This is a genomic window from Paenarthrobacter sp. NPDC090522 (genome assembly GCF_044769225.1).
Taxonomy (GTDB): Bacteria; Actinomycetota; Actinomycetes; order Actinomycetales; family Micrococcaceae; genus Arthrobacter.
Genome location: NZ_JBIVXL010000006.1, coordinates 87,817 through 109,061, shown reverse-complemented (window position 1 = coordinate 109,061; position 21,245 = coordinate 87,817). Strand labels below are relative to the sequence as shown.

Sequence of the window (21,245 nt, the reverse complement as noted above, 5' to 3'; positions counted from 1 at the left end):
ACTGACGCAGTAACCTCATCAAGCCACCTTTGACCGTCGATCCTCCGGGGGAAATGCCTTGCATGTTCTTTGCCGGCCTCATCCCTGTATCGGGCCCGCCACCGACCATCAGGCCTTTTCTGAATGCTCGCCATTCTGGCTCTCCATAGCAGTCCTAATCGTTTCGTAGGCATCGTTCAACTTCTTCATGAGCGGCTGACGACTTTCCTGCGTGGACCAGAGAAGTTCACTGTAGGACGCAAACCCTGCGGCCTCAGCTTCAGCGCGCTCCGCGGCCTCAAGCTCGGTCAATGTGGAGTGCCCCTCCGCCCTTGCACGTTGGAGCCGTTCAATGAGGCCCTTATCCAGCCGCTCCTGTCGAGCCTCGGCAACGGCTACTTCGGGGGCCATGCTCAGCCAGTCCTCAACAGCCATTTTCATCATCCCCTCGACACGAATCTCGTCTGCAGCGAGCGCCAGGAGCGTTTGAGCCTCAAGAAAATCGTCTGCGGCCTTCTGGAGCCGGGAATGCGCCTCAAACATTTGGTGGAGGTGAAGTTCCAGATCAACTTGGTGGGTTGGAGACATCATCGTAGAGAGATTCACGTCAAAGAGTTCGGCAATCGCAATAGCTTCACCGAGCCGAACCGAGCGCTCATTCTTCTCAGTTCGCGAAATCGCCATCTGGTTATAGGCAGACCAGCCAGCCTCGACCATCCTCCGAGCCAACTCTGACTGAGACCAGCCACGCTCCTCGCGCAGGCGCCTCACGTTTTCCGCAAAGTGCTTTTCCTTTACGGGGTGCTCACTTCCGGTGCTGTCATCTCGCATGTTTCAACTCTGCCACACAGGTGTTGCGAACGTCCAGCGGATGTCCTATGCTCTTCTCAACAACAGTGTTGTGAATTCAAAACGAACGAGTCGGAAGGCCAGAACGTGGAACCCCACTTGATGACTATCGGAGAAGTCTCGCTGCTGACCCGGACCCCGGTCGCAACCTTGCGCTATTGGCGTTACCAAGGGAAAGGACCACGCTCCGCTTTGTTCGGCAATAGAATCCTCTACCGCCGCTCGGATGTGACGGCGTGGATCGACTCAGTATTCAAGACAGAAGCAGCCTGACAATAATCGCGCAAAAAAATGGGCCGAACTATGCAATTTGCCCTTGCAAGTTCGACCCATGCTTACCTGGAACCATTTACTAGACGTAAGGCCTCAAATAATATGCGTAACGCAACTTTAACCGATCATTCCGCAGATGTCACGTTCTCTGCTTGGCGGGACCGCTTTGACCTGGCGACATCCGTCACTACGGCCGAACTGGAACAGTTCAAGCCTCTGACGGACTCAGCCCGCTACGCAGCAACAGTTCTGCACCTCGCACGTACTAACAAGCTTGCCCCCGAGGCACTGCCTGATGCGGTCTACTCCGCATGGCTGTACGCCGAGAACCCCAAGCGTTGCCTTCCCGGAGGTTCGTGGGCGGAGTTGTTCCGCCTCGCCTACAACCCCGACCACGAATTCTTCGAAACTATGCCCTAGCCGCTAGTCGTGTGGTGGCCCCGGCACTCATTCCGGGGCCACCACACCAGGGGCATATAGAAAAATCCCAGCCAGTGCGTACAGGACTAGTCAATGCGTAACCCGCCAACCATGTTTCAGCTCCAATTCCTCGCCATGGACTTCTTGAACGAAGCACGCAAGGATCCGGCGACTCGACCTCACACATACAAGCATCACGTCAGGAACGCGCACAAACAGGGCCTCTCCGTCCCAGCCATTGCGGCGGGGCTCGGTCGCCCTACGAGCTTCGTTGAAGCGCTTCTTGAAGACGGGGGGCTGTAGTGCCGCGGGACCGCGCGAACATCAATACCGGGATCTGGACAGACACGGACTACCGAACCCTGAGCCGCGACCAGCAATGGCTCTACGAACTCCTGCTCACCCACCCCGAACTCTCCTACGCCGGCGTCGCCGACTGGCGCCCAGGTCGTATCTCACAGTTTGCGATCGGAACAACCAAGCAAGAGGTTGAGAGGATTGGCGCGGAGCTTCAGGCAAAGCGATTCATCGTCATGGACGAGAACACCGAAGAAGTCCTAATAAGGTCGTTCACTCGCCATGACGGGCTACTGAAGCAGCCCAAACTGACTGTCTCCATGGTCAACGCCTACGGAGCAATCGCCTCAAACAACATTCGCGAAGTCTTCATCTGGGAGTTGCGGAGGCTTTTCAACGAGTCGCCCGAACTGAAGGCATTCGAAAACAACAAGGTCATCGCTTTGCTGAAACTTCCGGCTCGTCCCGTCGAAGCTTTTACCCAAGCGAACGAGCAGCCAGATACCCAAGCGGTTACCCAAAGCTTTAGCCCTGACGTTACCCCCCTGTTTAGGGTAAACGCTGCCCAAGCTCAAGCCCTGCCTACATCTACAGCTACTACTACATCTACCTCACCTAGCGGTGAGGGGGTGCAGGGGGAACGTAAAAAGCCCGAGCGACCACTGCCTGCCAACTGGCAACCCAACGACGCACACAGGGCATACGCAACCGAAAAGACCGTAAACATTGACCGCGAAGCCGAGCGCTTCAAACTTCACGCCCAAGCGAACGACAGACGACTACGAAACTGGGATGCCGGCTTTCGAATGTGGCTCAGCAAAGCGACTCCCATAGCATCAACAGCATCGGCTTGGACGAAGGAATACCACAAGTGAGCGACATCCACGATAACGCGGCCGAACAGTCAGTGCTGGGGGCCATGTTGCTTTCCAGAGAAGCGATCCTCGATGTGACCGAGCTTGTCAGCGGTGGAGACTTCTATCGACCGGACCACGAAACGATCTTCCGGACGATCCTGGCCACGCACGCCGCTGGCAAACCAGTCGATCCCGTCACCGTTAGCGACGCACTCACCACCTCAGGCGAAATTTCCCAGATCGGCGGGCACGCCTACCTGCACACGATCACCCAAGCAGTCCCCACGCCTGCGACCGCCACCTACTACGCAGACATCGTTGCGAGGTCCGCCACGCGACGCAGGCTCATTGCGGCGGGCAAACAAATCAGCACCATGGCCGCAGCAGGTGGAGATGAGGCTGAACTGGTCGAGATTGCCCGCAGAGCCATTGACCAGACCACAAAGGCGACAACCGGAACTGTTCAGTCCTTCGGGGAAACCATCGACCTCATGATTGATTCCCTGGATGAAGACATCAATCACCATCCGTCCCCTTGGAAAGCACTGAATGACATCATCGGCGGTTTCCGGCCCGGGGCGGTCTACGTGGTGGCTGCCCGCCCCTCTGTGGGCAAGTCGGTCGTGGCGCTGCAGATTGCCAAGGGGCTCACACGCTACGGCTCCGTAGCGTTCAACTCCTTGGAGATGTCTAGGAACGACGTCCAAATTCGGGCCGTCGCCTCTGATCTAAACATTGATATGACCCACCTCATAGAGCGCAAGCTGAACACAACAGATTGGGCGAAGATCCGTGACAGGAGAGCCGCGTGGGACAACGTTCCCCTGTACATCGATGATCGGTCCAGCGTCACAATCACCGACATCAAACGCTTCGCGCGGTCAGTCAACAGGCGAAGACCGCTGGCGGGGATCGTCGTTGACTACCTGCAATTGATGGCCCAGCCTCAGGGTGATCGCCGTCCGCGACATGAATTCGTCGCTGACATGTCCCGCCAACTCAAGATCCTCGCCATGGACATGCAAGTACCCGTCATCGCACTATCCCAACTCAACCGCTCATCAGAACAACGACAAGACAAACGCCCCGAGCTGTCAGACCTACGCGAATCCGGAGCCATCGAACAAGACGCCGACGTGGTGATCCTCCTGCACAGGGAGATCATGGGCGAAAACCGCGGCGACCTCGCCCTACTCGTGGCTAAAAACCAACACGGAGCCACCAACGTCGCAGAACTCACATTCTGGGGCCACTACTCAAAAGCCCTCGACAAGGGCATCTCACCGCAAGCCGACATCCGAGCGCACGCCAGCTAACACCAGGAGAAACACCCTATGTCGCACGCAGACCTCCGTTCCACCGTCCACCGCCTCACCCGTGACCACAAGACCACCTTCGTTGACTCTGAAACGGGCCACGTCAGTTACCCGACCGAGTTGGCACTCTTTACCCAGTTGAGGCAGGAGCAAGCCTCAGGAAGCCGCGCAGCAACTGGTGCCAAATCATCCGGATCCCGATCACCCATCGCCCTCGGCGCAGTCACCCTCTGGTCAGAAATCCGCGAAACCCTCAACACCATGCACATCGCCCTCACCGGCAAAGACAACCCGACGCTCACCCCAGAGCAGAAGCTTCAACATTGGGCAGAAGCAACCACCGGCGACACCACAGGCCAGAGCGCCGAGAATTGCCTCCGCTCCTCCATCAAATGGGCAACCGCCATCGAAACACTCCTTAACCCCGTCCCCCGCCTCGAAGTCAAAGGCGCCTGCCCCACCTGCGAGGCCACCCACGCATGGACCTGGGTAGAGGATGAGTACGTAAGAAACACCGCCATCACCGCCACACGACACGAAGCCCGCTGCGGCGCCTGCAACACTAGCTGGGAAGGCCCAGCCATCAACGAACTCGCAAACACCCTCGGGAAGGCAGCATGAACACCACCGCACCCCTCGCCGGCCTCACCAGCTACGGCATGACCCGCGACGAAACATCAGGCTCATGGGTCCCCCGCATCTACGACGAACCCGGAATCATCCACGCCGTACACCCCACGCCCACTGAACCCCAGATGGCTAACCCCTACTTCATCGAAGAAACCCAGAACTATCGTGCAGCGGTCTGCGGGGCTCTCGTGAAGGTCGTCATGCCAAGCACCTTCAAGCCCGCGGAGGAAGGTGCTTGCCCCGAGTGCATCGAAGACCTCGCCGCCGCCGTCCCCCCGCAAATGGCAGCCCGCACTCCAACCTTCCTGCCGCCAGCCGGCGACTCCTGGTACTCCCACGGCGCGCTCAAGAACCCCAACTACAGCCGCCGACGCGAAGCGGAACGAAAGAGGCGTCAGGGTGGGACGGCCTAGCGAATCACGCTGGAGTAATTACGTGCTTGTCATCCCGCCGTAGGCCTGTTAAACTAGAGGCACAGACCACAGGTATACCCAAAACCAAGTGAAGCCCCGTAGAGCATCAGCTCCGGGGCTTCACGCAATCTAGGGATTCCACGACTGCTGTGATTCCTTTTTCGCAGGAGCGGCCGCCGACTGGGTAAAATTGCTTAGTCAATGTGACTCGGATCGAAGGGGCCAAGCGTGCTGGATTGGGTGACGCGCTCCGATTTGCGGTCCATGAACGCAGACCAAATCTTTTGGCACCTCCAACCCTCAAAGGCTCGCGATAGTTGCCTCGTGGACTTGTCCGAAGCGCAGTGGTTCGGACCTTCAACCCTGGTAGCACTTGCGGCTTTCCTCGATCTTCAGAACCGCCAGCGGCGTGGAGTCACTTTCCGGAAACCTCAAAATACTTCGGTAGCTAATTACCTATCCCGAATGGGCCTTCCCTCAGTCCTCGAATCAATGGGAATTCGTCACGATCTTCCTTCAGTCCGCCCAGACGCAAGCCTTGACTCCCGGTCCTTAGTTAGCTTGGGACGGTTTTCAAACCAGGCCGAAGTCACCCGCATGGTCGAATTAATCGACTATCAGGCGCTGCCACCCGCCTTGTCAAATGTTATGTGTCGGGCGCTTCTGGAAACTGGAAACAACGTGCCGGAACATGCACACGTTGCCCATGGGTTCATGGCGGCGCAAGTAGTCAATAGGGGCTCCGTCTTGAGGCTTGCGGTCGCGGATTCTGGCATCGGTCTACTGTCCAGTTTGGCTGCGCAGGGTGCCGAAGATGATCTCAGCGCTCTGCGCATGGCAATCGCCGGGGTGTCAGAAACTGCGGATCCGAATCGAGGTCGAGGGCTGAGCTCAACCCGAGAGGCCCTCAGAAGCCACTCAGGAGTTGGTTTCTTACTGTCCGGCAGCGCGGTACTAACCCTGACGCCGACCCGCGATTTTTCTGAAAACTTCAGGATCCCATTTCCTGGAACCGTCTTTGACGCGATGCTCCCGGTACCGAGATGCTGACTCTCACAGGTAACTGTGCGAGGATAAAGCTAGGTAAAGGCCCGCGAAAGGAGTAGCCCATGACATCGATACGACTGCCTCGCGTGGCAGGCTCCCGCGATCTAGCCGAGGCCCTTGTAGAAGAAGCTCATATTAGCTCCGCGGACAACGTTCAGGTTGACGGCCGAAACCTCGTCGTGAACACTGAGAGCTTTGCTTTCCGCATCGTCGAACTGGTCTCTGAAGCTTCCCCTCAGTCCGTGGAATTCGTGGGCGGAAGCCCCGAGTGGTTCAAGGATGTCAAGCGGGCGGCCGACAAACTTCAGGTCAAGTTCAAGATAGGCAACACGTCCACGGCGTAAATAGGTCAATCAAGTTTTTTCAGCTTAGCTCCTGAAGCCGTAACTGCCGTCGACCAAAGATCTTCCTCTTTGTAACGCTCGTACTGCTCGAACCCTGAGTAAAAGAGTTGGGCATACTTTATCCATTCCTCAAAGGCGAAGGGCACTTCCGGCCCCTTAACCCTTGACAGGAACAGCTTGAGTTTCCCAATCATCGCTGACTGCTCATCGTCGGAGAATGACGTACCGGCAGCCTGGGCGATCAGCCTCTTCCGAAGCTTTAGAGCCGAATTTTGGACATCATGCAATGCTTGACGCTGGCTTGTATTGCGACGCTCCCGAGTCTGTAGATAGTTTGAGCCGTAGGTGCTGAGGAAAGCAGTCAGCGCTGCCGCAAAAACACCTATGGCCGCTGTAATCCACGGAAGAATCTTGACCTGCCCGACCTGATCGGCCAAATACACGCACATCTTGAGCGATTCTTGGTCAACCAGACCACCACAATTGTCCATTCAGCGATTGTAATATCTCGTGAAGGCCCCGGTTGAACATGAGCTTGCGGGGTCAGGGTTTCTAGCCCAACGGCAGAGGCATCCGGCTCAAACCCGGAACAGTCCCGGTTCAAATCCGGGGAAACCCACCGCCTGCTTGTGGGGTCGCACAAGCTGACACCGGGAAAGACCGGAACACGGCGCTCTAGCCCAATTGGCAGAGGCACCAGATTTAGGATCTGGTCAGTGAGAGTTCGAATCTCTCGGGCGCTACGCAACAGCGCAGACTTCCGGACGGTTGCTCTGACGCTTTGCTATTGACCTCCCCGTCTATGCCATAGCGCAAACGGGATGGTGAATGACCTGTGAGGCTAGCAGGTATCGCACCACACTCAGTCACGGTAGTGGGTATTCGGGACCGTGACAGGTATGCGCATGGTTGCGTCTCCGGTTGACCAAAAGATCGCCGGGCGCCGGGTTCGATTCCTGGCATGCCACGAGGACAGCGAACCCCATCGATCAACAACATGACACAGCGATGCGAGCTAGTACCTGTCCATCACCTTCACGTATTCATAGCGGCACCAACACGAATACGAAACCCTTGAGCAAGGAGACGCCATGACCGCCTGCAAATACGCAACAGCAGCAGGCGCATCCCTCGACTCCTGGGACAAACTCAGCTCACGAGAAGCAGCAGCACTATCCGGCGTAGGCAAATCAACCGTCAACGCCCACCGAAACAACGCATGCGGCTGCAACGACGACACCGCCGAGACGGTCAGCGGCGAATCCGAAACGCACAACGCCGACGGGTCCGCCAACTACGTCAGGTTCAGTGAACGGCCATGGGGTCACGATGACTACCGCGAGTTCATCCGCTCCACCGGGCAAGACCCCGACAAAGTTACCTTCTCCTGGGGCTGGACATCCAACGCAACAGGATCCGGCTACTGGAACAAACTCAACCACGTACGCCCCATCGCTGAGGGTGCTAACGGCGGTCCTGCTTGGCCTGTCATCCAGCAAGCCAAACCAGTCAACATCGAACTCAAAACACGGCCAGTCAACCCGCCACGCGAAATGAAACTCGCACTCAAAGGCGCAGACACCCAGATCGGCTACCGGCTCCTGCCAGACGGAACACTAGACCCGTTCCACGACGCCGACGCAATGGAATGCTTCGCGCAAGCAGCCCTGCAATACCAGCCTGACAAGATCCAAATCCTTGGCGACTTCCTAGACCTCGCATCACAAGGCAGGTTCGCCCAAGAAGCCGCGTTCGCAAACACCACACAAGCAGCCTTGGATACTGGACATGAGTTCCTCGCTAAGCTTCGTGCTGCTTGCCCCGATGCGCAAATCATTGTCATAGAAGGCAACCACGACAAGCGCATGCAGAACTTCATCGAAGCCAACGCTATTGCTGCATTCGGCCTCAAGCGTGCCGGCCTGCCTGAATCGTGGCCAGTCATGTCACTGCCCTACCTGCTGCGCCTAGATGAACTCAACGTCGAATACGTTGACGCCTACCCCGCCGCAACCGACTGGGACAACGACACCACCCGCAACATCCACGGCACCAAAGCAAACGCCAAAGGATCCACCACGGCCCAATACGTCCACGAACACCCACACCTCAACACGTGGGCAGGACACACGCACCGGGCAGAAATCACCTACCACTCAGTGATAGGTGCCCGTGGTGAAGCCATTGAATCATACTCAGCCAACCCCGGCTGCCTATGCCGGGTAGACGGTGCAGTGCCCAGCGTTCACGGCGCAATCGGATCAGACGGTAGACCCGCACGCATCGTAGAGAACTGGCAACAAGGATTCGGATTCAACTACTACAACGAAACCGAATCCTGGCCATTCGTCTACCGCATCCGCAACGGCGTCGCCTTGATGGGCGGGCTCGAACTAACAGCAGCGTAAGGAGTGAGTGATGAGCGAGGCAACCAAGCGTGCAGTACAGGACGCCATAGCCGCGCACATCGCAGACGAAAACCAGACAGAAGGCAACTCAACCGAGTACCTAACCGACTGGCAAGTAATCGCCGCAGCAGTCATAGCTGACGACGTAGATCACACCTCGTACTGGTTCCTCAGCAACGACAGCATTCCCTACCACAGCCAACTAGGGCTCATGCATCGTGGGTTGCAATACATTGAACCCTGAACACTTCCCTCCCGTATACCACGCGGCGCACGACAGATCGCAACTGCACGTGACGGAGACTCGCAAGCTCTAGACAAGAGGGAACACAAACCAATGATCAAGCGGGATAGTGCGAACCGTCACCGCATGCGGGCCAGAATCAAACGCGACCAACCAGCCTGCCACATCTGCGGCAAAGCAATCGACTACACCCTCCCCCACCTAGACCCATGGTCATTCGTCATAGACCACGTAGTACCACTGGCAAAGGGCGGTGCCGACGCAATGGGCAACGTCAAAGCAGCACACCGGCAGTGCAACAGCAAGAAACGCGCACGAATAGTCGCACCAATCGTCCGAAGGTCAGGGTCGCTCGACTGAACGGGCAGGGGGAGGCCACCCCACGCCCCAATCTCCTACCCCGCCCGACTAGAACGTCCCAGTGCTGTTGCTTAGTCTCGGTATCGAGCCGAGCTTTGCTCGACGAGCCCCCGCCGCGCACGCTCCCGCGCCAAGAGCCTTTCCGCCCGCTTGGCGGATCTAAAGTTCCAGAATCGTTCGTATTTTGGCGGCGCTACCATATTCACGAGGACATTGATCCGCTCCATAATGTCTTTCTGGATATCCTTGGCTCGGTCCTCGGAGATGTGAACGTTGCCCGTATGCATGTAACCGACTTCGTTGATCACATCAGCAAGTTTGAGATGCAGGGAACTTGCCTCGTCTGCGATCCGTTCGTCACTAGCAACCAGCAAGCGGGCTGCTTTTTGTGTTGATTCCCGGTGACTGGTGATCATCGCCTCACCTAGGCGTTCATGATAGTCGTTGTCTAGATCCACTTCTGCGTCAGGATCATCAACTAGCCTAGACCTCAGATCCTCGCGCACACTATCAATCCAAACAGATGACTGCACGACCACGGTCGCAAAACCGCTGACGGAAACAATGAGGTCAGCTACTTCTCGCCGCAGTTCCATCATGTGGGAATAACGATCCGCTCGATGCTTTGCAACGACCTGAAGGACACCACCAACGATTACCCCACTGAATCCAATCAGCGCCGGCAGCATGCTAGTGAATATGTCAGGGTTCGCCTGTGCCGCGTCAAGGAGGGGTCCTAGGGTTGCTTTCGGCTCGGCTCCGACATGGATAACATCAGGATGGTACGTCATCGTCTTCCAATATGCTGACCGGTGCATAGCGGAGGAGAAGTTTCTTTTGGCCTGCCTCCGGGAAGTGCACTATCGCAACTTTCCGGGTATCAGCACCATCTGTTTTGAGGACCCTCCCGGCACCAAACGAGGAATGTTCGAGAACCATGCCCGCCTTGATGCGCCTTACGAGGCTCGTATCATTTCTATAGCGATTCTTCAGCCCAAGACCATCATCATCTGGCAATGCCACATTCTTTGATTCAGCGCTGAGTGTCGCAATGGCAATCGATAGTTCTCGGACCTCGCTCAATAGTTCTTGAAGGAGGGTCTTCTCGTCTCTTGGTTCGGTTTCAACCGGGCCGTCCGTTGCGGTGTCTATGGCTCGTAGCTTCGCTTCCAAATCAGGCCACGCCATCTCGAACGCCCAACGGACCCTCTCCGCTGACGACCCGCCGGCAGGCGCTTTTTCGTGAATTGACTCTACGAGCCGCCACATCTCTTCTTTGTCCAAGGAATCAGTGTGTTGGAAACTGGTGAGCGGGACGCCAGAGGGAAGGTCAGATGGTCGGACTCCGAGCAGCAAGGTTCTAACCGACGTTTGGCCAGTAGTCTTTGCAAGGGCACCGGCTTCGTAATTTAGCCACGGCGCTGTGACGTTCGACGGAGTTACGCAGACTATCCCTTCGGCCGTCCCGGCTAGTTCATCTGAAATCTTGATGAGCCACTGAGCGCCCTTCGTGATGTCTTGGTATGAGACGAAAGGCTTAGAATACTGAAGGACTCGTTGCAGCCACACACGAATTGTCACAGCCATTTCGTGGCTTGCTGTTCCGGACCAACTCACAAATATACGCACCTGATCATCTTAAGCCCCGTTGCTCGGTCAACTTAAACGCTCCGGCTCTCAACACCACCGTGAGCAATTCCCGAACCACACTCATTGATTACCCTCGATGACGGTCCTGCGGATTAGCCCTGGTCTCGGTTTGAAAATGCTGCTCTCAACCACCCGATTAAGTTCGATGATTTCTTGTAACACTGCCTCTACGTTGAGCGAGATCCCGAAAACGGACAGTACTTTGGTGTCCGTGTTGAAGTGCCGGGCATAGGTGGTGTCGGGCTCGGCAGAGACGCCGTCGTTTCCGGAGACGCACAGGTCTAAGAAGATTCGATTCCCCGACTGCACGAACCAACGATCCACGCGCTCATCGTAGTGAGCAAGGCCGTTGCGGACACCGCGAAGAGCCACGATGCTGTCATCAGAGAGGCCAAGATTCTCCCTCATTATCTTGGCCCTATCCCTTGAGCTGGACTGCACGGCAGTTGGCCCTGAGTGCTTCCGATCTTGAGACGGCCAAAGGACGTTAGCAATACTCGCTATAGCGTTGAGGGCTGAGTTCATGCTGAACCAGAAGCCCTCCAGGTCCTTCACTTCGTTGTCGCTGAAGAGTGACCCCTTTATCGGTTCGATTGCGTGAAGCGCATGCCGCGTCTGAAACAGGAGTTCGTTCTCGAAGATCCAAAGAAGTTGGCTGCGTCGTTGCGCTGGCGTCACTTCAATTTCCCGTAGATCTTGGCCGCCTGTGTGTTCGACGGAAACCGAGGGTTCAGAGGACCCGGGCTTAGGACCTGATGTTGAGTGCATTCTAATTTATACTTTCTCCCCCGCGCGGAGCCTCGCGACCTGCTCAATCGTCAGGAAACGCGGGCTCGGCTCATCTTCATCAGGCATGCGAACAACGCTACCAAGTGCGCTGCTCCCTGGGGCGCTCCGCAATTACCGCGCCTTCCATAATTCCGCCCAAACCCTAGATCCGGTCTTCGATCCTATCGGTTGGGTCATCTCCCGTGATCGGGTCCTTAATGGTCCATCCTCGGGAGACAGGATTCGGCGTGTATGTATGTAGCCACTGAGCAATCTCGGAAAGCATGAGACCGACACCGTATGTGAGAACGCGCCGCGATTCCTGCCGGTACTTGGTGCCATCCGTAAGAACGTCATCAATCGAGTCAGTTACGGCATACGTTTCAGAGTTCGCCGTCACCAGCCCCGTTAGTATTTCCGGCGCACCGGGCCTGAAGATGGGACCACCACTCAGACCCCCCGGAGCCGGAATGCTCAATTCGCCAGCGTAGTACTTATAACCATCGTGGCTCTCATAATCGAAAAACCTCTGATAATAGCCAGTGAAGAAGCGAGGTGTTGGAGCTGCACTCGATGTGAAAGACGGCCCCTCCGACGGATACCCAAACGCTGAAAACTGTTCTCCCAAAGAGAAGTTGGAAGCCCCATCCCAGAAAGCCGATTCCGGGTACCCGCTACCAGCCCGATAGGCGTATTGGTCTCCGCATATCAGCATGGCTACGTCGGCCGTTGGATGGCGATGTATCGTTTCCACCTTCATTTCTCGCCGCCCAAACGGCAAGTGCACGATAACCGTCGAAATAGATTCTGGAACGCAGTGAGCTGCCGTGAGCAGGACGTTATCTTCACGGAAGAGGAAGCAAGAGCCTGAAAATGCAAACTCACCTTCAGCGTCCTTGAGGAAAACCATGCCCGTTGCATGGAGCGGGTTGAAGGTCATGCGTGCGACTATAGCTGACTCCAAGGTCTACGTTCGTTCACGCCGATCTCTCAAAGTGTCCCGTTCTGGACGCGCTGAGCGGCACTGCTCCCCTGCTACTCGTTTGGTCGCGTCCCATATCAGACTCTTTCAGGATTATTTCTTTCGATCTAGTCCCTGCGCTGGATGTCTCGGCTCTTGAAATTCGGCGTATCAACCGGCGTGCCGGCAGCCACAGCTTCAAGCGGTTCACTGGTGAGGGACCCATACACAAAGCCGTGTAGTGCGAGACCAAGGGCATCGACATGAGAACGAACTATTTCCAGAACGCGCCAGGTCTGGATTTGAGTCAGATGGACTCCCCGAACGGCGTAGGGCTCGTGAGGGACTAGGCCAAGAGCTAGCTCCTCTGGCGTTGGTGAGTGCGAAATTCCGAGCCGTTCAGACCTTTCGTGAAATTCATTCAGGCCCTCTCGTGTCCGCAGTTCATCCCGGAGATGCGTGAGTTTGTTACGCATCCAAATGACATCGGCAATCTCCGCAGGCTTTACCTGCAAACCCAAATAATCCTCGTAGAAGCCAGCGCACGCGTTCCAGTGCCACGATTCTTCGGTTCGCATCTTCAAGAGGCCTGATCCCCGAGAACCGAGAACCTCATGAGCGGCCTCTTCGAGAAACACTTCGAGCAAACCGCAGGCATCCTTTACAGCGGCGGCCGATAGCTGCCACCAGTACTCGTTAGGATCTATACCAGTCCTTTCCATGAAGATGTCATAAGGAAGGCTTAGACCATGCCGGTCCGGGTCGAAAATCGTGTTCGCCCGTGTATTTGCCGAATCGTACTGATCTTCGAACCAGGAGTTCATGCCGATGTTGGACGTTAGAAGAAACCCTCTTAGCTTGAGTTCCTCAAAATGCCACTGGTAGTAAACGGGCGTGCTTGTTTCAAAAGGGATGGGCTTGATATTCAAGGCGTTCTGCATTGTTGCATTCTCCCTCGAAAGGAACGTAGCCGGTCCGCGCGGTCCATTTGTGACGCCCTCGCCTAAAGTCTTACGCGGGCTGCAAAGCTCGCTCCAGGGGTCATCGCGTGTATGGCTTCCACGCGTCGAGAACGGTGATGAGGGGCCTGATTTCCCCATTGGCTTGGGTGATTGCGGCGTCGCACGCCTCGCTTTGCTTGTCCTCGCAAGCAGTGGGGGCGGGGTTCTTGGCCAGCACGTCCAAGTGGGTGAGGGTCCTCGTCACGAGACTTTGCACTTCCGCGGGCGGAGCGGGAAGCTTTCGGATCTGCACGGCAGCTTGTTTTGCCGTCAGGACGACGACGCTGACTGAGTATCCACAAGTGGTGCGCTTGACGGAATCAATAGCTGTTTTGCCTATCGAGGCCAGGGCGCAGTCAACAATGTTGTCTTCGTAGTCGCGCCAATCTGCCTCCCGTTCGGTGATGATACTCGCGAACTGGGCGACCGTGGCAGTGGGTGTCGGACTGGGTGTTGGCGTAGCGGTCGCAGATGTAACTGAGTCGGCCTGGGCAGCACCGCTCGCACCACCGCAACCAGATAATGAGGCGCCAACCAGGAGTGCGCCGGCTAGCAGTGTTGCGAACTTTGTGAAGCTAAACCTCATGAGGATCCTCCTACGCGCCATTTGATCTCCAGGCGCGGATCATGCGAAATGGGTGAGATGCGAATGAGATGTGCTCGGGGATCCAGGCGCAGAAAAGCCATGAGTATGCACGGCGGCTCCCCCGTGATGCCTCCCCGAAACAGTCGAGCACGATGCTCAATACCGGATACTACTGCCTCCGAAGCTCCCGGCTGGCAGGTATCACGACTCAACCACGCGAAAGAGGAGGGCGACCGCGTAATAGTCCGGTCACGTCGCGAAGACTTTGAGCCCGGTCTTGATTACCTTCCTACAAAGAGCCAGGTAGAACGCAGTCGTTAGGTGCAGTAAGTCCAAGTAGGTCGGTGTAGCTACGCAGTAACGGGGCGAAGTCAAGCTTCGATGCTGTTGGCTCGGGATGACGCACCCTGCCTAGTCTCGCTTCATGAATCAACAGCTATACACACTCATGGAACTAGCCGCGCTGCTAAGGATCACCCGGTCACATGCCTACAGGCTTAAAAAAGAGCAGCAATGGCCCCACCAAACGTATGGGTCTGCCATTAGGTTCAGCATCGAGGACATCCAACAAATACAAGCAATGAACCGCAAGGCGCCATCTCCCGATAGTGGGCATCGACAACCTAGAATCCCGAAGAGGAAGTGAGCGCACAGGGCGCTTTCAGTCCGCAGAAAGTCCGCAGGAACGCCACACAGCCCTATGACATGCTCGTAAATTTCACTCCAAATTTCGCTTAGATTCAGGCATCTGAGCAGATCTCATTGTGCCCCATGCATACCTGTTTAGTTCGAGCTCTACTACGGCGTCTAGTCAACTCCAGGGACAGAGCATGCTTTGCCCCGCCGGAGGTTGACCGGCCTCCAACCGCAGAGGGCCGCCAACAGGAAACACTCCTGTTGGCGGCCCTTCGCCGTTAACGCATACGGCCCGGGCCGATTGCTTAGTGTTTGGTGCGGGGTGACTTTCCGGGCTCGTCGGGGGCCGCGCACTCGTCGCAAAAGACCCTCTCGGTTTCCTCACCGCAGCATTGGCAGCGGTGGATCAGTGCTGCTGTTTCAACTACATAGACTGTCATAGCCTCAATAGTGCCGAGCGGGCCCACGGGGAACACGAGTAGCGTGTACTCGTCTTTTCGCTTCCGCGCCGGAACGACTACTTGGTTTCCTGCAGACTACTTGTTTTCCAGCAAGCCCATGCTGTGGGCAGCCGCCACGCCCATCCCCGGAAGGCCGGCGTCGCCCGGCACGGCATCCTCGTCCAGGAAAGTGGCAAAACAGCGCCTGCAGGCGTACTGCCCGGGGGCCGCATGGCGGGAAGCCCAATGTGGGCCCGCCTGCGCGCAGCGGAAGCAGGCAGCATCCGAAAAGGACGCGCCCTCCTCGTCCAGCCTCACCGTCACGGGATGAATCTTAGGCTAAACGCGCCCCCGCGAACAGAGGTTCAGCGGCGGTGCTACTGCTTGCCGTATTTCTTATGCACCGCTTGCTTGGACACTCCCAAGCACAAGGCAATGGCTTCCCAGGACAGACCGGCTTGCCGGGCCGCCCGCACCAAGGATGATTCTGTCCTTCCGACTTCCTTCTGCAATTCGGCAACGGCGTACAGTGCCTCGGCGGGCCCCATTCCGTCCATCTGCCCAACAAGGGTTTTCATGCGTTCCACCTCCATCCGTCAACCATAGTTGACATCAGAGACGTCGTCAACCATGGTTGACGGGCGTCCTCAGGCGAATGCCCTGAACATGGTGCGCTGGGGCCCTGAACTCCCGCCGAGGTAGCGTCCCCTGTCCACGAAGCCGGCCCTGGCGTACGCAGCCCTGCCGGCAGGGTTACGTTCGTTGACAGAAAGAACGACGCCGCCCTGGCCACCATCCAGCCAGGCTGTCAGTTTTCGCGCTTCCTCCACAGCCGCCGCAGCAGCCGACCGGCCAATCCCCTGCCCCTGGCTTGCCGCATCGATCGCGAACCCCCTCAGCAACCACGCCGAATCGTCGTCTTCCCAGCCGGCGAGGCGCGCAGCACCACATTGAAGCGTCAAGACGCCCACAACCGCACCATTGGCCTCAATGGAAAACGGGAACTGCGACGCGTCCTCCAGGCCGGCGAGCATCATTCGGAGAGGGTCGCCAACGAACTCCCGCTGACCGGGTTGCAGGCTGAGCTCCGCAACGTCGCCCAAGTGAATGGCCCTGGCGTCGGCATCGATTGCCTTCAGCGGAATCAGCCACGCAACGCTCGTACCCCTTTGATCTTTATAGCTCATAACTCCAGTCTTTGCGTCACAATCGCGCACAGGTTCGGATTCCCGGCTAGGGTGGGTCCAGCCGCTCCCCTAGAGTTAGGAAACCCCGTAGATGAGCCAGCCGAACGTCATCCTCATCTGTGTGGACGAATGGCGGGGAGACTGCTTGTCTGCCGACGGGCACCCACACCTTGAGACACCCCACCTTGATGAACTTGCCAGGAACGGTGTGCGGTTCTCCAAAGGATACTCGGCCACTCCCTCCTGCGTTCCGGCGCGCGCCGCGCTCTTCACGGGGCAATCACAGGAGCGGCACGGACGCGTGGGCTACGACGACGGAGTGCCCTTCCACGCCGCACATCCGGTCACCGTCCAAGGCGAGTTCCGGAAGGCCGGCTACCACACGCAGGCCATCGGCAAGATGCATGTTTGGCCTGAGCGCTCCAGAGTGGGATTCGACGACGTCGTCCTGCACGACGGCTACCTGCACCACGCCCGGAAGGAACATCGGCAGCACTTTTCCCTGTTTGACGACTATGTGCCCTGGTTACGGAGGCAACCGGGAGTGCCGGCCGACGCCGACTACTTCGACCACGGCGTCAACTGCAACTCCATCGTGGCCAGGACATGGGACAAGGCCGAACACCTGCACCCCAGCCATTGGATTGGAACGCAGGCCATCGAATGGATGCAGCGGCGCGATCCGGTGAAGCCCTTCTTCCTGTACTTGTCCTTCCACCGGCCCCACCCGCCCTACGACCCGCCGTCGTGGGCCTTCGAGCAGTACCTCAACATCCCGCCCTACGAAACCGTGGAAGGCGATTGGGAACATCATTGGGACGACTTCCGGGCAGATGGAAACTACCAGGCAAGCTATGGACACATCCCGGACCGCGTGGTCCATCGGGCCCGGGCTGGCTACTTCGGGCTCATGGCGCAGATCGACCTCCAGGTCAACCGGATCAAGGAATCGTTGGCCGACTTCGGGCTGCTGGATGACACCATCATCGCTTTCACCAGCGACCACGGTGAGATGATGGGCGACCACCACATGTTCAGGAAGGCCGTGCCCTACGAGGGCTCCGCCCGGGTCCCGTTCATCATTGCGGATGCACCCAGTGCCGGAGGGTCCACGCGCGGCGCCGTGGTAGACCATGTGGTGGAACTCCGCGACCTCATGCCCACTCTTCTGGATCTGGCCGGGCTGCCCATTCCGGACAGCGTGGACGGCAAGTCCTTGGCCGCGCTTGTCCGGGGTGATGGCACGGGCCCGGTCCGCGAGTGGCTCCATGGCGAACATGTCTACTGGGGCCAGAACCTGCACTGGCTCACCGACGGTCATGCCAAATACATTTGGGGCTCGGGCAAAGGCACCGAAGAGTTGTTCAATCTCGACGCCGATCCCCAGGAACGCTGGAACCTCGCCGGGGATCCTGCCCACCAAGGCGACGTGGAACTCTGGCGGCATCGCCTGGTGGAAGCCTTGCGCCACCGCGAAGAAGGCTTCGTGGTTGGCGACAGGCTGGTCCCGGGCGCACCCGTGGTCTCCATTTTGCGGCACACCCGCGAGGCAATAGCTGCGGCTCAGGTCCCGTAGAACTTCTTTTCAAACACGCCCCGGGCACGTCGGCTCAAGCGCAGGTAGTCTTCCTCGAACTTGCCCGCGGTTCCCGGTGCATATCCACACCAGCGAGCCACCGCTTCCAGGTCGCGGCGCGACGACGGCAAGAGGTCCGAAGCCCGACCCGTCACAATCACGTTCGCCGACCGGATACGGCTGGCAAGCTTCCACGCCTGACGCAACAAACCGGCGTCGCCCTTTCCTATGAGGGCCAGCCGTTCGGCTGCGGCAAGTGCTTCCAACGTTGAGGTGCTCCGCAATTCCGGGTGCTTTCCAGCGTGTTGGAGCTGGATCAGCTGCACCAGCCACTCGACGTCGCTCAGTCCACCCCGGCCAAGTTTCACGTGGCGGGCAGGATCGGCCCCGCGAGGCAGTCGCTCGGATTCCACCCTTGCCTTGATGCGCCGAATCTCACGTACATCCTGCTCGGACAATTCGTCAGGGTACCTGATGGGATCGATAAGCCGGACGAAGTCCCGGGCGAGCTCGTCCGATCCGGCCATGGGCCGGGCGCGCAGAAGGGCCTGCGCTTCCCAAATCAATGACCACCGTCGGTAATACTCGCCATAGGAGTCCAGGGACCTGACCATTGCCCCGTTCTTGCCCTCCGGCCGAAGGTCGGCATCCACTTGCAGGACCCTCTCGGCCATGATGGCCGGCTTGAGTGGCTGGGTCAGGAGGCTTGAGATCCTGGCAACGATCGTCGTTGCCTGTTCCTGCGCTTCGGCGTCCGTAAACCCGGGACGTGCCCGATGCACATACATGACGTCCGCATCGGACCCATAGCCGATCTCACGCCCGCCCTGCCGGCCCATCGCCACCACCAGGACGTCGGTCTTCAGTGGTCCGGCATCGGCCACTGCTGCTTCCGCTACGTGCAGGGCACCCAGGACGGCTGCGCGGTCCGCTTCGGCCAGGGCCAGGCCCACAGCATCCTGGTCCAACAGTCCTGCGCTGTCTGCGATGGCCGTTCGAAGGATTTCACGCCGGCGGATCAGCCGGATGAGGCGCATGGCGCCTCCAGGATCCGGATGCCGCGAGAGCTTGGACTGGATTTCCTGCCACTGGGCGTCGAAGGGGATGGGGGCCAAGTCCTTGTCACTGCCCAGCCATGCCACTGACTCGGGCGAGACCTCCAACAGATCCGCAATCAGTCGGGAGTTCGCCAAGACCTGGCACAGGCGTTCGGCTGCAGCCTGTGAATCCCGGAGCAGTCCCAGGTACCAGTGGGTGGTCCCCAACGCCTCACTGACCCGACGGAAGGCCAGCAACCCGGCGTCCGGATCCACGCCCTCGGCCAGCCAGCCGAGAAGGATGGGAAGAAGTTGGCGCTGCAGGGCCGCCCGACGGCTTACTCCGGCTGTCAGGGCCTCGATGTGGCGCATGGCGCCCTGCGGGTCGAGGTAGCCCAGGGCGGCAAGCCTGCCCTGCGCGGCTTCAGGGCTGAGCTTGGCATCTTCGCTGCTGAGTTTCGCCGCCGTGTTCAACAGGGGGCGATAGAAAATGCGTTCGTGCAGGTCCCGGACTGCACGTTTGGTCTTCTGCCAGGCGCCTATCAGCTGGTCCGGATGCGGCCGTTCGAGGGCGAACGGCCCCAGGACGGCTTTGGCCAGGAAACGCTGGGCGTCCTCGGCCACGGGCATGAGGTGGGTGCGGCGGAGCTGGAACAACTGGATCCGGTGTTCAAGGACGCGGAGGTACCGGTACGCGTTATCGAAGGCTGCGGCGTCCACCCGCCCAATGTAGCCACCTGCGGACAAAGCGGCGATCGCCGAAGTAGTGTCGCGGCAGCGGAGGGACTCGTCGGACTTTCCGTGGACGAGTTGCAGGAGTTGGACGGTGAATTCGACGTCCCGCAGCCCACCCCGCCCCAGCTTGATCTGGCGTTGTTCCTCGGCAGCAGGAATGTGGTCGGTCACGCGCCGCCGCATGGCCTGGACGGATTCCACAAATCCTTCGCGGCCGGCGGAAGCCCAGACAAGAGGCTGCACGGCTTCCTCATAGCGTTGGCCCAGGTCCCGGTCTCCCGCGATGGTCCGTGCCTTCAGGAGCGCCTGGAATTCCCAGCTTTCGGCCCATCTCGCGTAATAGCTCAGGTGCGAGGCAAGAGTTCGTACAAGAGGCCCTGACTTGCCTTCCGGACGCAGGTTCGCGTCCACCTCCCACAGCCCGGGTTCCGGTGCAAACGAGGAGATCGCCCTGGAAATACCGGAGGCCAAGGCGGTCCCGATGGTTGCCGCGCGGGCGTCGTCAAGGTCCGCCGCCTCCATCACGTAGATGACGTCGACGTCGGAAATGTAGTTCAGTTCGCGGGCGCCGCATTTGCCCATGCCGATGACGGCCAGCCCGACGCCGGCAACCTCCTCGGCGTCGAACTGTCCTGTCGCTTCGGCCCGGGAGACGGCCAGGGCCGCCTCGATGGCCGCACCGGCCAGGTCAGCCAGTTCGGCCCCGACGGCCGGCATGAAGTCCTGCGGCGAGGCCGCGCACAGGTCCTTGATCGCCAGTTCGGTCAATCCCCGCCGGTACGCAGCGCGCAAGGCCGTATAGGCGGGAAGCCCGGTCAGGCCGGCAATGGGACGCAGCGAGCCAGGATCAGCTTTGACGGACCGCAGTAAGAGGGAACGCAGCTCGTCACTCGATGCGGAGAAGGGTTCCGGGCTGACCTTGGTGTTGAACACATCCAGGTGCTCGGGCCGGCGCATGAGGAACTCCCCCAACGCCTCCGACGCGCCGAGCAGCCGATACAGCGGCTCGCTGGTGTCCGGGTCCGCTGCGGCCAGCGTTTTCAGTCCGGGGTTCTTCTCGATGAGCCTCACCAGCGACTGCAAAGCAGTATCCGGACTGGCGGCCAGGGACAGGCCGCTGAACAAGGCTTCCTGTTCCAAGCCCTCAAGTTCCGGGGCAGCGAGGAACCGCTCCCCCTTCTCCAGGTCGCTGAATCCAGCCGAGATGAGCCGGCGTGCAAGGCTCACAGCG

The 21,245-nt window shown here is 58.7% G+C and carries 23 protein-coding genes and 2 tRNA genes; 13 read left to right on the top strand and 12 right to left on the bottom strand.

All coding sequences use genetic code 11. From position 1 onward, the window contains the following. Positions 1-108: 108 nt before the first annotated feature. Positions 109-810, bottom strand: coding sequence for a helix-turn-helix domain-containing protein (locus tag ACIQT2_RS09450; protein WP_402945807.1), 702 nt, complete (start codon positions 808-810; stop codon positions 109-111). Between the two features lie 120 nt (positions 811-930). On the opposite strand from ACIQT2_RS09450, the gene ACIQT2_RS09445 reads away from it, so the two are divergent. The 7 genes from ACIQT2_RS09445 to ACIQT2_RS09415 all read left to right on the top strand — a co-directional run bounded on the left by ACIQT2_RS09445 (position 931) and on the right by ACIQT2_RS09415 (position 6,425). Beyond that, on the top strand, positions 931-1,101 hold the full coding sequence (locus ACIQT2_RS09445) for a helix-turn-helix domain-containing protein (RefSeq protein ID WP_402945805.1): 171 nt from the start codon (positions 931-933) through the stop codon (positions 1,099-1,101). Between the two features lie 102 nt (positions 1,102-1,203). Next, on the top strand, positions 1,204-1,521 hold the full coding sequence (locus ACIQT2_RS09440; protein ID WP_402945803.1) for a hypothetical protein: 318 nt from the start codon (positions 1,204-1,206) through the stop codon (positions 1,519-1,521). A 302-nt stretch (positions 1,522-1,823) separates the two neighbouring features. Beyond that, positions 1,824-2,693 carry a hypothetical protein gene (locus ACIQT2_RS09435; protein ID WP_402945801.1) on the top strand — a complete coding sequence of 290 codons (870 nt, stop codon included), beginning with the start codon at positions 1,824-1,826 and terminating at the stop codon, positions 2,691-2,693. Further along, positions 2,690-3,991 (top strand): replicative DNA helicase, encoded by a 1,302-nt coding sequence (locus tag ACIQT2_RS09430; RefSeq protein ID WP_402945799.1) that lies wholly within the window; start codon positions 2,690-2,692, stop codon positions 3,989-3,991. Before ACIQT2_RS09435 ends, ACIQT2_RS09430 begins: the two co-directional genes overlap by 4 nt. 18 nt (positions 3,992-4,009) lie before the next feature. Beyond that, positions 4,010-4,612, top strand: a complete 603-nt coding sequence (locus ACIQT2_RS09425) for a hypothetical protein (protein ID WP_402945798.1) — start codon at positions 4,010-4,012, stop codon at positions 4,610-4,612. Further along, entirely contained in the window at positions 4,609-5,034 is a 426-nt protein-coding gene (locus tag ACIQT2_RS09420) for a hypothetical protein (RefSeq protein WP_402945796.1), read from the top strand. The genes ACIQT2_RS09425 and ACIQT2_RS09420 overlap by 4 nt, the downstream gene beginning before the upstream one ends. Positions 5,035-6,143: 1,109 nt before the next feature. Next, positions 6,144-6,425 carry a hypothetical protein gene (locus ACIQT2_RS09415; protein ID WP_402945794.1) on the top strand — a complete coding sequence of 94 codons (282 nt, stop codon included), beginning with the start codon at positions 6,144-6,146 and terminating at the stop codon, positions 6,423-6,425. A 5-nt stretch (positions 6,426-6,430) separates the two neighbouring features. On the opposite strand, the gene ACIQT2_RS09410 is transcribed toward ACIQT2_RS09415, so the two are convergent. Continuing rightward, positions 6,431-6,916, bottom strand: a complete 486-nt coding sequence (locus ACIQT2_RS09410) for a hypothetical protein (RefSeq protein ID WP_402945792.1) — start codon at positions 6,914-6,916, stop codon at positions 6,431-6,433. A gap of 55 nt (positions 6,917-6,971) precedes the next feature. Between ACIQT2_RS09410 and ACIQT2_RS09405 the strand changes: the two genes are divergently transcribed. From ACIQT2_RS09405 to ACIQT2_RS09385, 5 genes are all read left to right on the top strand, one after another. Beyond that, a tRNA-Leu gene (locus tag ACIQT2_RS09405) sits at positions 6,972-7,044 on the top strand. 50 nt (positions 7,045-7,094) lie between these two features. Continuing rightward, positions 7,095-7,168: transfer RNA gene (locus ACIQT2_RS09400), tRNA-Leu, on the top strand. 348 nt (positions 7,169-7,516) lie between these two features. Next, positions 7,517-8,833, top strand: coding sequence for a hypothetical protein (locus ACIQT2_RS09395; RefSeq protein WP_402945790.1), 1,317 nt, complete (start codon positions 7,517-7,519; stop codon positions 8,831-8,833). A 10-nt stretch (positions 8,834-8,843) separates the two neighbouring features. Next, positions 8,844-9,077, top strand: coding sequence for a hypothetical protein (locus tag ACIQT2_RS09390; protein ID WP_402945788.1), 234 nt, complete (start codon positions 8,844-8,846; stop codon positions 9,075-9,077). Between the two features lie 93 nt (positions 9,078-9,170). Continuing rightward, positions 9,171-9,437, top strand: coding sequence for an HNH endonuclease (locus tag ACIQT2_RS09385; RefSeq protein ID WP_402945786.1), 267 nt, complete (start codon positions 9,171-9,173; stop codon positions 9,435-9,437). Between the two features lie 71 nt (positions 9,438-9,508). Here the strand turns inward: ACIQT2_RS09385 and ACIQT2_RS09380 are convergent, their stop codons facing one another. From ACIQT2_RS09380 to ACIQT2_RS09340, 9 genes are all read right to left on the bottom strand, one after another. Continuing rightward, positions 9,509-10,126, bottom strand: a complete 618-nt coding sequence (locus tag ACIQT2_RS09380) for a hypothetical protein (protein WP_402945784.1) — start codon at positions 10,124-10,126, stop codon at positions 9,509-9,511. An 85-nt stretch (positions 10,127-10,211) separates the two neighbouring features. Further along, positions 10,212-10,721, bottom strand: a complete 510-nt coding sequence (locus ACIQT2_RS09375; RefSeq protein ID WP_402945782.1) for a hypothetical protein — start codon at positions 10,719-10,721, stop codon at positions 10,212-10,214. A 426-nt stretch (positions 10,722-11,147) separates the two neighbouring features. Then, positions 11,148-11,765, bottom strand: coding sequence for a hypothetical protein (locus tag ACIQT2_RS09370; protein ID WP_402945780.1), 618 nt, complete (start codon positions 11,763-11,765; stop codon positions 11,148-11,150). A 253-nt stretch (positions 11,766-12,018) separates the two neighbouring features. Next, positions 12,019-12,795 carry a serine protease gene (locus tag ACIQT2_RS09365; protein WP_402945778.1) on the bottom strand — a complete coding sequence of 259 codons (777 nt, stop codon included), beginning with the start codon at positions 12,793-12,795 and terminating at the stop codon, positions 12,019-12,021. Between the two features lie 149 nt (positions 12,796-12,944). Next, entirely contained in the window at positions 12,945-13,757 is an 813-nt protein-coding gene (locus ACIQT2_RS09360) for a hypothetical protein (RefSeq protein WP_402945776.1), read from the bottom strand. Between the two features lie 100 nt (positions 13,758-13,857). Continuing rightward, the gene (locus ACIQT2_RS09355; protein ID WP_402945774.1) at positions 13,858-14,403 is read right to left on the bottom strand and encodes a hypothetical protein; all 546 of its coding nucleotides are present in this window, start codon (positions 14,401-14,403) and stop codon (positions 13,858-13,860) included. 1,172 nt (positions 14,404-15,575) lie between these two features. Beyond that, a complete protein-coding gene (locus tag ACIQT2_RS09350) occupies positions 15,576-15,803 on the bottom strand; it encodes a hypothetical protein (protein ID WP_400334614.1) in 228 nt (75 codons plus the stop codon). Positions 15,804-15,856: 53 nt separating this feature from the next. Then, entirely contained in the window at positions 15,857-16,072 is a 216-nt protein-coding gene (locus ACIQT2_RS09345; protein WP_397322859.1) for an AsnC family protein, read from the bottom strand. 54 nt (positions 16,073-16,126) lie between these two features. Then, positions 16,127-16,666: a GNAT family N-acetyltransferase gene (locus tag ACIQT2_RS09340; RefSeq protein ID WP_402945771.1), complete on the bottom strand. Its 540-nt coding sequence runs from the start codon at positions 16,664-16,666 to the stop codon at positions 16,127-16,129. Positions 16,667-16,757: 91 nt separating this feature from the next. On the opposite strand from ACIQT2_RS09340, the gene ACIQT2_RS09335 reads away from it, so the two are divergent. Next, positions 16,758-18,242: an arylsulfatase gene (locus ACIQT2_RS09335; protein WP_402945769.1), complete on the top strand. Its 1,485-nt coding sequence runs from the start codon at positions 16,758-16,760 to the stop codon at positions 18,240-18,242. Here ACIQT2_RS09335 and ACIQT2_RS09330 read toward each other — a convergent pair. Further along, a complete protein-coding gene (locus ACIQT2_RS09330; protein WP_402945767.1) occupies positions 18,230-21,241 on the bottom strand; it encodes a bifunctional [glutamine synthetase] adenylyltransferase/[glutamine synthetase]-adenylyl-L-tyrosine phosphorylase in 3,012 nt (1,003 codons plus the stop codon). The two genes, ACIQT2_RS09335 and ACIQT2_RS09330, sit on opposite strands and share 13 nt — an antisense overlap. Between the last annotated feature and the right edge of the window lie 4 nt (positions 21,242-21,245).

What these genes read in the sequence shown, in the direction of transcription:
- ACIQT2_RS09450 (WP_402945807.1), bottom strand. Translation starts at nt 810, where the DNA reads ATGCGAGATGACAGCACCGGAAGTGAGCACCCCGTAAAGGAAAAGCAC.
- ACIQT2_RS09445 (WP_402945805.1), top strand. Translation starts at nt 931, where the DNA reads ATGACTATCGGAGAAGTCTCGCTGCTGACCCGGACCCCGGTCGCAACC.
- ACIQT2_RS09440 (WP_402945803.1), top strand. Translation starts at nt 1,204, where the DNA reads ATGCGTAACGCAACTTTAACCGATCATTCCGCAGATGTCACGTTCTCT.
- ACIQT2_RS09425 (WP_402945798.1), top strand. Translation starts at nt 4,010, where the DNA reads ATGTCGCACGCAGACCTCCGTTCCACCGTCCACCGCCTCACCCGTGAC.
- ACIQT2_RS09420 (WP_402945796.1), top strand. Translation starts at nt 4,609, where the DNA reads ATGAACACCACCGCACCCCTCGCCGGCCTCACCAGCTACGGCATGACC.
- ACIQT2_RS09415 (WP_402945794.1), top strand. Translation starts at nt 6,144, where the DNA reads ATGACATCGATACGACTGCCTCGCGTGGCAGGCTCCCGCGATCTAGCC.
- ACIQT2_RS09410 (WP_402945792.1), bottom strand. Translation starts at nt 6,916, where the DNA reads ATGGACAATTGTGGTGGTCTGGTTGACCAAGAATCGCTCAAGATGTGC.
- ACIQT2_RS09395 (WP_402945790.1), top strand. Translation starts at nt 7,517, where the DNA reads ATGACCGCCTGCAAATACGCAACAGCAGCAGGCGCATCCCTCGACTCC.
- ACIQT2_RS09390 (WP_402945788.1), top strand. Translation starts at nt 8,844, where the DNA reads ATGAGCGAGGCAACCAAGCGTGCAGTACAGGACGCCATAGCCGCGCAC.
- ACIQT2_RS09385 (WP_402945786.1), top strand. Translation starts at nt 9,171, where the DNA reads ATGATCAAGCGGGATAGTGCGAACCGTCACCGCATGCGGGCCAGAATC.
- ACIQT2_RS09380 (WP_402945784.1), bottom strand. Translation starts at nt 10,126, where the DNA reads ATGCTGCCGGCGCTGATTGGATTCAGTGGGGTAATCGTTGGTGGTGTC.
- ACIQT2_RS09365 (WP_402945778.1), bottom strand. Translation starts at nt 12,795, where the DNA reads ATGACCTTCAACCCGCTCCATGCAACGGGCATGGTTTTCCTCAAGGAC.
- ACIQT2_RS09360 (WP_402945776.1), bottom strand. Translation starts at nt 13,757, where the DNA reads ATGCAGAACGCCTTGAATATCAAGCCCATCCCTTTTGAAACAAGCACG.
- ACIQT2_RS09355 (WP_402945774.1), bottom strand. Translation starts at nt 14,403, where the DNA reads ATGAGGTTTAGCTTCACAAAGTTCGCAACACTGCTAGCCGGCGCACTC.
- ACIQT2_RS09345 (WP_397322859.1), bottom strand. Translation starts at nt 16,072, where the DNA reads ATGGAGGTGGAACGCATGAAAACCCTTGTTGGGCAGATGGACGGAATG.
- ACIQT2_RS09340 (WP_402945771.1), bottom strand. Translation starts at nt 16,666, where the DNA reads ATGAGCTATAAAGATCAAAGGGGTACGAGCGTTGCGTGGCTGATTCCG.
- ACIQT2_RS09335 (WP_402945769.1), top strand. Translation starts at nt 16,758, where the DNA reads ATGAGCCAGCCGAACGTCATCCTCATCTGTGTGGACGAATGGCGGGGA.